The sequence below is a fragment of the Rhodococcus sp. IEGM 1372 genome (assembly GCF_030056835.1).
GTDB lineage: Bacteria > Actinomycetota > Actinomycetes > Mycobacteriales > Mycobacteriaceae > Rhodococcoides.
The window spans coordinates 208898-221012 of sequence record NZ_JASHKS010000001.1 but is presented as its reverse complement, the minus strand read 5'-3'; the positions used below and the strand labels follow the sequence as shown (position 1 = coordinate 221012).

Here is a 12115-nt window from a genome sequence, read left to right as displayed (position 1 = left end):
GTTCGCTGACTGCGCGTCGTCTTTGCTCACCGCACGATCATCCCCCATACCGGGCGTCGGTGAAACTCCGATGGCAGAACTCGAGTCTCCGTTCACTCGACTCCCAAGGCGGTACGCGCCGTCAGGCAGTCGTCGCCGATGCTTCGTCACTCCACCCGAGCGAGTGTAGGACGGCCGCCGTCGCCGGCCCGACTCCCAGACGGTGCGCTCCGCGGACGTCGTCGGCGGTGTCCACGTCCAGTCGAAGACCCGGCCAGGTGCCGTCGAGTTCCAGTGCGCCCGAGACGGTGTGGCGACGCGCGGAGTCCCGTCCGAACAGTGGTGCCAACTCGTCGGGGGAGTCCTTGAGGATCAGGGCGGCGGTCCCCGTGCCGTGATGGTCGATCACGAGCGATCTGCCTCCCCGGCGGGCACTGGCGTAGGCCTGCGCGAGTTCTGCCGAACGCATCGCAGGCAGGTCTGCTTGCAACGCGATGATGTCGACGCGGCGCGCGGCGACAGGCTCGCCCCCACGGACGTCCCCACGGGCGTCCACACCGACTTCACAGTGACGCAGTACGTGCGCTGCGGCCGCGAACGCGTGGTTCAGGCGTTGGTCCGGTTGCAGCGCAGGATCGCGGACCGGTTCGTCGAACACCAGTGCGCCGATCCTCCGGGCCGTCTCTGCGACGAGAGGATCCGGGGTGACCACCGTGACCGAATCGACCACCGAGACGGCGTCGGCGGCCGCAACGGTGTCGCTGAGCATCGCGAGCACCAATCGAGTCCGATCGGGTGCCGAGAACTCCGCCGCCAAGCGCGACTTCGCTGCGGTGAGATCCTTCACCGCGATGAGAACCCTGACGACACGGTCGCCGTCGTCGTCTCGTGATGCACCCATGGTGCTCGATCCTGCCAGCGTCACCGATCTGTGCCGACTCCGACCGCCCGAGCAGGTCTGCGAGTTAGGGTGATGCGCGCGTGGACAGGGCATCGGCGAAGTAGGCGAGGGGTTGGCGGAATGAGCAGAGCAGCGGTATTGGGGTCGGGTTCGTGGGGGACCGCATTCGCCAAGGTGTTGGCCGATGCCGGAACGGACGTCACCATGTGGGCCCGCCGCGAGGAACTCGCTGCATCCATCACCGACGACCACGAGAACAAGGACTACCTTCCTGGAATCGAGCTACCGTCGTCCATCCGCGCGACGAGTGATCCGGTGCGTGCCCTCGACGGAGCCGACATCGTGGTTCTCGCCGTGCCGTCGCAGAGTCTGCGGGCCAATCTGGGGGCGTGGACCGACTCGATCCCGCCGCAGGCAACGCTGCTCTCCCTGGCGAAGGGAATCGAGACCGGAACGCTCATGCGGATGAGTCAGGTGATCTCTCAGGTCACCGGTGCCGATCCCAGCCGGGTGGCGTGCCTGTCCGGGCCGAACCTTGCGCGCCCGATCGCCGAGGGGCAGCCCGCAGCCACCGTCATCGCCTGCTCCGACTCCCAGCGAGCCCTCGAGATTCAGAAGTCCTGCGCGACCGGATATTTCAGGCCTTACACCAACAGTGACGTCATCGGTGCCGAGATCGGTGGTGCCTGCAAGAACGTCATCGCCCTCGCCTGCGGGATGGCCGCAGGCGTCGGATACGGCGAGAACACCCTCGCGTCGATCATGACCAGGGGTCTGGCCGAGATCATCCGACTCGGAGTGGCGCTCGGTGCCAAGCCGTCGACGCTGTCGGGCCTGGCCGGCGTGGGCGACCTGGTCGCCACCTGCTCGTCGCCTCTCTCGCGCAATCGCACGTTCGGAGAGCGACTGGGTTCGGGTGGTTCCCTCGAGAGTGCGCAGGAGGCAGCGCACGGGCAGGTGGCCGAGGGCGTCAAATCCTGCACCTCGGTGCGAGCGCTCGCCGAGAGTTACGACGTCGAGATGCCACTGACCGACGCGGTGCATCGGGTGTGTCACGGCGGCATGTCCGTTCCGGATGCGGTCGGGCACCTGCTGGGACGTCGTATCAAGCCCGAGTGAGGCAGTGATCGCGGTCTCGCGACGAACAGGGCGAATCCGCGTTCGATGAGCCGCGACGGTACGGTTTCTCATCGTGAGTACTCCCCGCATCAAAGTTGCCGTCGTCTTCGGTGGCCGCAGCAGCGAGCATGCCGTGTCCTGTGTATCGGCAGGTAGCGTGCTGCAGAACCTCGATCCGGCCAAGTACGAGGTTGTCCCGGTGGGGATCACCGCGGACGGTGCCTGGGTACTCGGCTCCTCCGACATCGATGCGCTGGCGATTCACGACAGGGTGCTGCCGACCGTCGACAAGACGGGAGCCGCGCTTGCGCTCAGTACCGACCCCGGCCACGCCGGTGCTCTGCTCGCGCTCGGCGAGGGGGAAGGCGGGACGGTGCTTGCATCCGTCGACGTCGTGTTCCCCGTTCTGCACGGACCGTACGGCGAGGACGGCACGCTGCAGGGTCTGCTCGAACTGGCAGGCGTTCCGTACGTCGGGCCGGGCGTGCTGGCCAGCGCTGCGGGCATGGACAAGGAATTCACCAAGAAGCTGCTCGGTGCCGAAGGACTGCCGATCGGTCGCCAGGTCGTACTCCGACGCGCGGTCGACGACCTGACGGCTGCCGAGCGTGACCGAATCGGCCTGCCCGCATTCGTCAAACCGGCCCGAGGTGGATCGTCCATCGGAATCTCGCGCATCACCGCGTGGGACCAACTACCCACCGCGATCGCCATCGCACGCGAACACGACCCCAAGGTGATCGTCGAGGGCATGATCCACGGCCGCGAGGTCGAGTGCGGGGTGCTGGAATTTCCCGACGGCACCGTACGCGCGAGCGCCGTCGCCGAGATCCGAATTCCCGACGCGGACATCGACGATCATGCTTTCTACGACTTCGACACCAAGTACCTCGACGATGTCAGTGAGTTCGACATCCCGGCGGCACTCGACGACGCTACCAGCGACCGCATACGTGAACTCGCCGTCGCGGCCTTTCGGGCGTTGGACTGCCAAGGCCTGGCGCGCGTGGATTTCTTCGTCACCGAGAACGGTCCGGTCATCAACGAGATCAACACGATGCCCGGGTTCACGTCGATCTCGATGTACCCCAAGATGTGGGCGGAATCGGGCGTCGACTACCCGACGCTCATCGCGACTCTGATCGACACCGCCCTCGCCCGCGGCACCGGCTTGCGCTAGAGCCGTTGCGGCCCAGCGCTACTGCAACGGAGCCGGGTCGAGAGGTTGCTGGGGCAGCGCGTCCGACACGGCCGAGGACGCGTCCTGCAACGGGGTGGGGCCCGAGTCGCCCGGAATCGTCAGGGCAACATAGACGCCGCGATCGACGACGAACCATGTGCTGGCATCGATCCCGTCGCCTTCCCCGGACACCTCGAACCACTGAACGCCGTTGATCACCTGCAGCGGTGCGGCCACATCGAACCCGATGGGCCGGGGCAGGCCGCACCGCAACACGACCGGCTCGGCGTTCTCCACGTCCGAGGCCCACGCGCGGACTCCGACCGGGGCCGGGTCGGCCAACTCGGCTCCGGTGTAGTCGCCGAGGTTCTCGGGCAAGGCGTCGAGCAGGGATGTGCACTGCGCGCTCGCGGCATCGGGGGAGTCGACCGGGCCCAGTGCGACCGGATCGCGGACGGGTGAGCGGTTGACCGCGATGGCGGCAACCAGAACTCCGACTACCAGCGCGACCGGTAACGCGATCGCGGTGGCGATGACTGCGGGATGGCGCTGCTCGCGAGTGCTCTCGGTCTCGGCCGGGCTGTCTTCGGTGCCGGCGTCGTTGCCGGTGTCGGGTGAATTCACGAGCTATCCGACGGACGTCGTCGACTGCGGGGCCACGGGGCAGGTGAGGGTGCGAGTGATGGCATCGACCTTCTGGATGCGCGAGACGATCTCGGCGATCTCGGCGTCGGAGGCACCGTCGGCGCGCGCGATCACGTCGTAGGGCCCGACGACGGCCTCCGCCGACACGACACCGTCGACGGCCTCGATCTGCTGTGCGACGGCCGTCGCACGGCCCACCTCGGTCTGAACGAGAACGAATGCTTGCACCATCGGTGGTCCCTTTCCCCTGCCGGACTTCTCGACTGTAGGTTGGTTCGACTACGTTCTCTTCGCACGTAACCTGCTGCATCGGTACTGTCCCGACCGCCGCTAAAAGGTACCGCAGGCTCGGCGCGCGCTCCGCGTGAGACCGTCGCGCACGCACCGCGTTCTCAGGGAGGAACATCATCGACGACACCGTCACCGACTCGTCCACCGGCAGCGAGCGCACCGTCGCGCAGGTCGGTGAATTCGACGTGATCGCCCGCGCAATCGCAGACCGTGTGCAGCCACCGTCGACCATCGTCGGGCCGGGTGACGACGCAGCCGTCGTCGCCGCGTCCGACGGCCGGATCGCGGCGTCCACCGATATGTTGGTGCACGGCAGGCACTTTCGGCTCGACTGGTCGAGTCCGATACAGATCGGCCGCAAGTCGATCGCGCAGAACGGCGCGGACATCGCCGCAATGGGCGCGCAGTGCTCGGGTTTTCTCGTCTCGCTCGGGTGCCCGGCCGACACGCCGGTGAGCGTGACCGACGGCCTCAACGAGGGCATGTGGCTCGAGGCGGTCGCTGCTGGATCGGCCATCGTCGGCGGCGATGTGGTGCAGTCGCCGGAGCTGGTGATCTCGATCACCGCGCTCGGCGACCTTCAGGGCCGGGCCCCGGTTCTTCGATCGGGGGCGCGAGCCGGTGATGTGATCGCGTACGCGGGACGGCTCGGCTGGTCGGCGGCCGGACTCGCCCTCCTGCTCGGCAACAGGGACAGAACCGGCCACGACGCCGTGGTGGACGCGCACCGAGTGCCCGTTCCTCCATATCGCGCCGGGATCGACGCGGCAGAGGCGGGTGCGACCTCGCTCACCGACGTCTCCGACGGCTTGTTGGCCGATCTCGGCCACATCGCCGACGCGTCGGGCGTTCTGCTGGACGTCGATCCCGACCTGCTGGACATCCCGGTCGAAGTGCGTTCGGCCGCAACACTGATGGGTCACGATCCGCTGGACTGGGTGCTCACCGGAGGCGAGGATCACGCTCTCGTCGGCACCTTCCCCGATACCGCAGGCGTTCCCCGGGGATGGACGGTGATCGGCCGTGTCCAGCACGGCGGTGACGGACAGAGCCCACGAGTGACGGTCGGCGGACGCCCCCATTCGGGTAGATCGGGATGGTCGAGTTTCGAGGGCGAGTGAACGCGGTCGGGTCCATCGGGTCGGCTAAGTTGCAGAGATGGCTATCTACGCACTCGGTGATCGCGAACCCGACATCCACCCCGACGCCTACGTCCATCCCGACGCCGTCGTCATCGGAGCGGTGACCCTGGCGGCCGGATCGTCGGTGTGGCCCACTGCCGTTCTGCGGGCCGATTACGGCACCATTTCGATCGGCGAGGGTACCAACGTGCAGGACGGGACCGTGGTGCACTGCACCCCGATCGACGCAACGGTCATCGGTTCCGGTTGCGTACTTGGCCACAACGCGCACGTCGAGGGTGCGACCATCGGGAACAACTGCCTCATCGCCTCGGGCTCGGTGGTACTGAACGGCTCGAAGATCGGTGCCGGCTCGATCGTAGGGGCAGGCGCAGTGGTGCCGTTCAAGTTCGTCGTTCCCGAACGCTCCATGGCGCTGGGGGTTCCGGCGAAAATTCGCGAGGGGTACCAGGTTCCCGAAGGGCATGTCGACATCAACGTGCAGATGTACTCGGCCAATGCCGCGTACTACCGCGACGCGCTGCGCCGGATCGATCGGTGACGCCGCGTCCGCTCGCCGAGAGCGTCGAATCGGGGTGGGCGGCCGCCCTTGCTCCGGTCGAGTCGAATGTTGCTGCCATGGGCGACTTCCTACGGGCAGAACTCGCCGCAGGACGCCATTACCTCCCCGCCGGCGAGAACGTACTGCGCGCTTTTCGGCACCCCTTCGATGGAGTTCGCGTTCTCATCGTCGGTCAGGATCCGTATCCGACGCCGGGACACGCAGTGGGGCTGAGCTTTTCCGTTGCCCCGGATGTGCGACCAGTACCGCGCAGTCTGAGCAACATCTTCAAGGAGTACTCGGCCGATCTGGGGTTGCCCACGCCCAGCAACGGTGATCTCACACCCTGGGCGGACCGCGGGGTGATGTTGCTCAACAGGGTGCTCACCGTAGAGCCGGGTCAGGCTGCGTCGCACCGGAAGAAGGGGTGGGAAGCGGTGACCGAGCAAGCAATTCGTGCACTCGTCGCCCGGGCCGAGAATCCCGACGCGCCCGGACTGGTCGCCGTTCTGTGGGGACGCGACGCGGCTAGCCTGAAGCCGATGCTCGGATCGGTGCCCTACATCGAATCCGCGCACCCGTCTCCGCTGTCCGCGTCACGCGGATTCTTCGGATCCAAGCCTTTCAGCCGTGTCAACGAATTGTTGGTCGAGGGGGGAGACGAACCGATCGACTGGACGCTGCCGTGATCGAATCAGGAGAAGTCGGGCCGACGCTTCTCGACGAACGCGTCGACGCCTTCACGTCCGGCAGGTGACGACGCGGCTGCGGAGATCGAGGAGGCTTCGGCGTCCAACTGCTGTGTCAGCGTGACCGATTCGGCGGCCCGCAGCAGAGTCTTGACTCCCTGATACGCCGATGTCGGCCCGACGGCAAGGGTTCGCGCCAGGCGCTCGGCCTCGCTGTCGACGATGTCGTCGCCCACCAGGCGGCTGAGAATCCCGAGACGAACGGCCTCCTCTCCGTTGATGATCGAGTCGTTGAGCAGAATGTCCATCGCGCGGCCCGAGCCGACTATTCGGGGGAGTGTCCACGACATGCCACCGTCCGGAGTGAAACCGATCGAGGGATACGCGGGGCGAAGCTTGGTCGAGGGCCCGCCGATGGCGATGTCGGTGAGGCAGACCAGGCTCATTCCTGCACCGGCAGCCCAACCGTGCACACCGGCCACGACCGGGACGGTGACGGCGGCCAATTCACGAACGAAGGCGTGGAACGTGTCGGCGACAGAACCCACGAAGGCACCGCGATCGGCCGCACCGGCGAAGTCGCGAACATTGCCACCTGCGCAGAAATTCGGCCCTCGACCGATGAGCAGGACGCTTCCGATCGCGGTGGTGCCGTCGTTGGCGGAGCGCAGAGCCGCGGTGCCGTCGGCGATACCCTCCAGATCGAGCGACGCACCTCCGGCGTCGGTGGCGACGACGATGCGAAGTACACCGTCCTCGATGCGGACCTTGCTGGAAATGTCGGCGTCCGAATAAGTCACGTTCCGGACTCTAACCGACGTCGTGATTCCGTCGTGGGGCCGCGGTGCCTCGGTACGGATGCACGATCCCGCTTCCGGCACTTACCGGCTGTGTAGCAGAACGGAACGGAACGGTCCGGATGCACGAACGACTGTGCCCCGCCTCCGAAAATCGGAGGCGGGGCACAGTCGTTCGCACGCAGTCGAGGCCGTGGAGGAAATCGAAGAGCGAGGCCGAAATCAGCCCCGGACCACCTTGCCTGCCTTCAAGCAGGAGGTGCACACGTCCATGCGCTTGGAGTTACCAGGCGCAACCTGAGCGTGAACGGTCTGGATATTCGGGTTCCAACGACGGTTGGTCCGTCGGTGCGAGTGCGAGACCGACTTACCGAAGCCGGGCCCCTTGGCGCATACGTCGCAGACGGCAGCCATAGTCGCGAACTCCTTGATAGATGTTGATCGATACATGTGGTCGAAGACATCGAAACGAACTACGAGCAGATGCAAGGATTGCAATGCGTGAAGATCGCCTCGAGGCAACCCTGCAAGAATAGCGGCGCGGCCCGCAATCACCAAACCGCCACGGCAGACGCTGCGTGAGGGCTCACGGACGGCGCGCCACCGATCATGCCCGACTAAGCTTCGGGCACTGTCCGCGAGGGAGTTCGGACCAGGTAGCGGATGTGACGCGGGGGGAGGCTGCTCGACGTGGTCGACGTTCTCGAATCGATCGATGCGGCGGCCCTACGACGGTGGGCCTACCGCTGTGTCGATTCCTTGACCGCGCGGTGCGACGAGATCGATGCACTCAACGTGTTCCCCATCCCCGACTCGGACACCGGCACCAATCTCATGTTCACCTTCCGTGCCGCGGTGGAGTCGATGCGCGCAGCCGGGCCCACTGCGGACGCCCGCGCCATCGGGCGTGCACTGGCCGTGGGGGCGGTCGCGGGCGCGCGGGGCAACTCGGGAGTGATCGTGTCGCAGTTGTTGCGCGCTGTTGCCGAGGCCTCAGCGGACGGCCCGCTCGACACGGTGTCGATCCAGGCGATGTTGCGACGCGCGAAAGTCCTGGTCGCAGCCGCAGTGAGCGTTCCCGTCGAGGGCACGATGCTCACCGTTCTGGACGCCGCCGATCGGGAGGCCTCCGCCCACGACGCCAACGTCGGCCTCTCGACGCTGGTGGTCGACATAGCCGAGGCCACCGCTCGGGCTGTCGACAGCACGACCGATCAACTCGCCGAACTCCGCGAGGCGGGAGTGGTGGACGCAGGCGCTCTCGGTGTCTCGGTGATCATGGATGCCCTCGTGGAGGTGGTGATCGGCCGCACCCCGCCGCGCCGGCGTTACCGTCGTCCACTTGAGCACGAACGCCGGGCGGTGACCGGTGCGTCGAACGTGTCGTCGGAGTGCGGCGGTGCACCCGAGAGTGTGTCGGGGCACGGGTCGAGTCGCCCTCTCGGGTACGAGGTGGTCTACGTCGTGCACGGCCCGAACGACGCGAGGGCGATGGAACTTCGACGGGATCTGGCCGACATCGGAGATTCTGTCGTGGTCGCCGGTGACGGTTCCGGGGCATGGTCCGCACATGTGCACACCACCGATCCCGGCAGTGCCGTCGATCTCGGCATCGCAGCCGGAGATGTTCGCGGAGTGCGCATCTCGTGTTTCGGATTCGCCGAGTTCGACGGGGCGGTGAGCCCCCGAGCGCACGACGAAGCAGCGTTGTCGGTGGGTCGCGATATTTTGGCGCTGGTGGCCGGTGAGGGTGCCGCGGATCTCCACGTTCAGGAAGGCGCGACGGTGGTGCGGTGCGACGAGGCGATCGACTCCTCGGTGCTGCATCGTGCGATCGTTGGGATGAAGCACCGCGAGGTGTTGGTGTTGCCGAACGGCGCGTTGTCCGCGCAGGAACTGGTTGCCGTCGGCGCAGCTGCCCGAGCGGACGGCAAAGACGTGGTGATGTTGCCGTGCTCGGCCATGGTGCAGGGTTTGGCCGCGCTCGCGGTGCACGATGCAGCCAGGGCTGCGGTCGACGATGCATTCACGATGTCCGAGGCGGCGGCGGGCACGAGATGGGGATCTCTGCGTATCGCGCGGGAGCGATCGCTGACGTGGGTCGGCACGTGTGAGCCGGGCGACTGCATCGGGCTCGCGGGGCAGGAAGTGGTGATCGTCGCCGCTCGTCCGCTCGATGCGGGGTGTCGGTTGATCGATCAGCTCCTTGCGACGGGCGGGGAGATGGTGACAGTGCTCGTCGGTGCCGAGGCGTCGGAGGATTTCGGCGATCAGTTGGCCGAATACGTGGCGGGCGCACACCCCGGAGTCGACGTGGTGGTCTATACAGGTGGGCAGCCGGGGGATCTCGTGCAATTCGGAGTGGAATAGGGAATCTCGGACAATGGCAACGTTGGTGGACCGGCTCGATCACGTCCTCGGAGCCGCGGCGGCGACGCCGCTGGCCGACGTCTTCGGTATTCACACCGTCGAGGATCTGCTCCGGCACTATCCGCACCGCTACATGACGCACGGTTCGGAGCTGGGAGAGAAGGAGCCGCCCGAGGGCGAGCACATCACCATCGTCGCGACGGTCGAGTCCGCGACGTTGCGGTCGATGAAGAACCGCAACGGCCAGTTCCTCGCGGTGACACTCGCCGCCGACGGACAGCGCATCGAAGCCACCTTCTTCAGTCCGCACAAGCTCAAGCATGTGGTGGTGCCGGGTCGACGCGGGATGTTCTCCGGCAAGGTCAAGTATTTCGGCAAGCGGTGGAATCTCACGCACCCCAGCTACGTGATTCTCGGTGGCGACGACAACGACGGTGCCGTCGTGCCCGCAGGTCGAATCGTCGGCGGCGGCACCCTGGCCGGACTCGCTCGTGGCTCGGTCGATTCCTCCGGAGCGGTCGACATGTCGGTGTTCGATCGAGCATTCGTGCCCATCTACCCGGCCGCGAAGGACGTCGAGAGCTGGACGTTCATGCGCTGCGTGCGGCAGGTACTCGACCAACTCGACGCAGTGGTCGATCCGCTGCCCGAGTCGGTACGTGCGCAGCGCGGTCTCGTCGACATCGACACCGCACTGCGGTCGATCCATTTCCCGGACACCGCACAGGACAAGGACTCCGCGCGCGAGCGGCTCAAGTTCGACGAGGCGCTCGCCGTTCAACTCGTTCTCGCCGACCGCCGACGCGACGCATCCACCCGGGTGGCAGCGCGATGCCCACCGATCACCGACGGTATCGCGGCGGAGTTCGATCGGCGTCTGCCGTTCGAGTTGACGGCCGGTCAGCACCAGGTCGCGGCCGAGATCGCCCACGATCTGTCGGCACCACATCCGATGTCGCGGCTGCTGCAGGGTGAGGTCGGCTCCGGTAAGACGATCGTCGCGTTGCGGGCGATGCTGCAGGTCATCGACGCTGGACACCAGTGCGCGTTGCTGGCACCGACGGAGGTGCTCGCCTCCCAACATGCGCGCTCGATTCGCTCGATGCTCGGAAGCCTCGCAGCCGGTGGGGAACTCGGATCGCACGAGCTGGCTACCAAGGTCGCCTTGTTGACCGGCTCGATGTCCACTGCGGCCAAGCGGTCCGCGTTGCTCGATGCGGTCACCGGTGATGCAGGCATCGTGATCGGTACCCACGCCCTGATCGAGGACCGAGTGGAGTTCCTCGATCTCGCGATGGTCGTCGTCGACGAGCAGCACAGGTTCGGCGTCGAGCAACGAGATGCGTTGCGCGCGAAGGCTCGCGACAACACCAGTCCGCACTTGCTTGTGATGACCGCCACCCCTATCCCACGCACCATCGCGATGTCGACCCTCGGCGACCTCGAGACGTCGGTGCTCACCGAACTGCCCCGCGGCAGATCGCCCATCGTCAGCAACGTGGTGCCCGCCCGGAGCAAACCGGGCTGGGTCGATCGAGCGTGGCAGCGTATTCGCGAGGAAGTGGCAGCAGGTCGGCAGGCGTACGTGGTGTGCTCCCGCATCGGCGACGACGAGGACACCGAGACCGGGAAGAAGAGCGCTGCGAAGAAGAAGAGCGCGAGCGCGGAGGACGGCCCCGAGACGACTGCAGCGGTGGACCTGTACGAGACCCTCTCCACCGGACCGATGCACGATCTGCGCGTGGGGCTGCTGCACGGACGATTGTCGGGGGACGACAAGGACATCACCATGTCCGAGTTCAACTCCGGCGAGATCGACGTCCTGGTCTGCACCACGGTGGTCGAAGTGGGAGTGGACGTTCCCAATGCCACGGTCTTGGTCATCATGGACGCGGACCGATTCGGCGTGAGCCAACTGCATCAGTTGCGAGGCCGAATCGGCCGAGGCGGGCACCAGGGCCTGTGCATCATGATCAGCTATCTCAGCCCCGCGGGCGGCTCCTTCGCCCGGCTCGAGGCGGTGGCAGCGACCAACGACGGCTTCGAGTTGGCCAAGCTGGATCTGGCCACTCGTCGCGAGGGCGACGTTCTCGGTGCCGCACAGTCGGGCACGGTCAGCGGGTTGCGACTGCTCTCGTTCATCGACGACGAGGACATCATCGCCGACGCGCAGGACTGCGCACGATCGCTGTTCGCGCGGGACCCGTCGCTGGCGAACGATCCCGGCATCGCGTCGATGATGCGGTCGGCCTGGAGATCGGATCGAGTCGACTACCTGCAGAAGTCCTGACGGGGCAGGAGTGGAGCCTGCAGGAACGACCGGGGAAGTCAGGAGTGGAGCCCGCAGGAACGGCCGGGAACGATCAGGAACGGCCGTCGTGCACTGCACCGTTTCAGTCGGCCGATTCGAGCAATTCGTCTCGAATGGTGAGATCAGTACACCTCGGTGGCTCACTCTGCC

Annotated in this window: 12 protein-coding genes; 7 read left to right on the top strand and 5 right to left on the bottom strand. The window is 66.4% G+C overall.

The window, feature by feature from the left end:
- Positions 1 to 121: 121 nt before the first annotated feature.
- Entirely contained in the window at positions 122 to 898 is a 777-nt protein-coding gene (locus QM590_RS01055) for a CofC family guanylyltransferase (protein WP_411741277.1), read from the bottom strand.
- Positions 899 to 1000: 102 nt separating this feature from the next.
- On the opposite strand from QM590_RS01055, the gene QM590_RS01050 reads away from it, so the two are divergent.
- Together QM590_RS01050 and QM590_RS01045 are read left to right on the top strand one after the other, a co-directional pair.
- Entirely contained in the window at positions 1001 to 1999 is a 999-nt protein-coding gene (locus QM590_RS01050) for an NAD(P)H-dependent glycerol-3-phosphate dehydrogenase (RefSeq protein ID WP_094642242.1), read from the top strand.
- 73 nt (positions 2000 to 2072) lie between these two features.
- Positions 2073 to 3179, top strand: coding sequence for a D-alanine--D-alanine ligase family protein (locus QM590_RS01045; protein WP_269593603.1), 1107 nt, complete (start codon positions 2073 to 2075; stop codon positions 3177 to 3179).
- Positions 3180 to 3197: 18 nt separating this feature from the next.
- Here QM590_RS01045 and QM590_RS01040 read toward each other — a convergent pair whose 3' ends face one another.
- Together QM590_RS01040 and QM590_RS01035 are read right to left on the bottom strand one after the other, a co-directional pair.
- A complete protein-coding gene (locus tag QM590_RS01040) occupies positions 3198 to 3803 on the bottom strand; it encodes a DUF3515 domain-containing protein (protein WP_269593604.1) in 606 nt (201 codons plus the stop codon).
- A 3-nt stretch (positions 3804 to 3806) separates the two neighbouring features.
- Complete coding sequence (locus QM590_RS01035; protein ID WP_037189711.1) at positions 3807 to 4055, bottom strand: Lrp/AsnC ligand binding domain-containing protein; 249 nt, start codon at positions 4053 to 4055, stop codon at positions 3807 to 3809.
- Between the two features lie 173 nt (positions 4056 to 4228).
- On the opposite strand from QM590_RS01035, the gene QM590_RS01030 reads away from it, so the two are divergent.
- From QM590_RS01030 to QM590_RS01020, 3 genes are read left to right on the top strand one after another with little or no spacing between them, the layout of a single operon-like run.
- Positions 4229 to 5236 carry a thiamine-phosphate kinase gene (locus QM590_RS01030; protein ID WP_269593725.1) on the top strand — a complete coding sequence of 336 codons (1008 nt, stop codon included), beginning with the start codon at positions 4229 to 4231 and terminating at the stop codon, positions 5234 to 5236.
- A 37-nt stretch (positions 5237 to 5273) separates the two neighbouring features.
- Positions 5274 to 5798: a gamma carbonic anhydrase family protein gene (locus QM590_RS01025; protein ID WP_094669801.1), complete on the top strand. Its 525-nt coding sequence runs from the start codon at positions 5274 to 5276 to the stop codon at positions 5796 to 5798.
- The gene (locus QM590_RS01020) at positions 5795 to 6487 is read left to right on the top strand and encodes a uracil-DNA glycosylase (RefSeq protein WP_269593605.1); all 693 of its coding nucleotides are present in this window, start codon (positions 5795 to 5797) and stop codon (positions 6485 to 6487) included. Before QM590_RS01025 ends, QM590_RS01020 begins: the two co-directional genes overlap by 4 nt.
- A 5-nt stretch (positions 6488 to 6492) precedes the next feature.
- On the opposite strand, the gene QM590_RS01015 is transcribed toward QM590_RS01020, so the two are convergent.
- Both QM590_RS01015 and rpmB read right to left on the bottom strand, forming a co-directional pair.
- Entirely contained in the window at positions 6493 to 7287 is a 795-nt protein-coding gene (locus QM590_RS01015; protein ID WP_269593606.1) for an enoyl-CoA hydratase/isomerase family protein, read from the bottom strand.
- 219 nt (positions 7288 to 7506) lie between these two features.
- On the bottom strand, positions 7507 to 7698 hold the full coding sequence (gene rpmB, locus QM590_RS01010; protein ID WP_269593607.1) for a 50S ribosomal protein L28: 192 nt from the start codon (positions 7696 to 7698) through the stop codon (positions 7507 to 7509).
- 276 nt (positions 7699 to 7974) lie between these two features.
- Here rpmB and QM590_RS01005 point away from each other — a divergent pair, with 276 nt between their 5' ends.
- Together QM590_RS01005 and recG are read left to right on the top strand one after the other, a co-directional pair.
- Entirely contained in the window at positions 7975 to 9654 is a 1680-nt protein-coding gene (locus QM590_RS01005) for a DAK2 domain-containing protein (RefSeq protein ID WP_269593608.1), read from the top strand.
- Positions 9655 to 9667: 13 nt separating this feature from the next.
- Positions 9668 to 11944, top strand: coding sequence for an ATP-dependent DNA helicase RecG (gene recG, locus QM590_RS01000; RefSeq protein ID WP_269593609.1), 2277 nt, complete (start codon positions 9668 to 9670; stop codon positions 11942 to 11944).
- Positions 11945 to 12115: the final 171 nt, after the last annotated feature.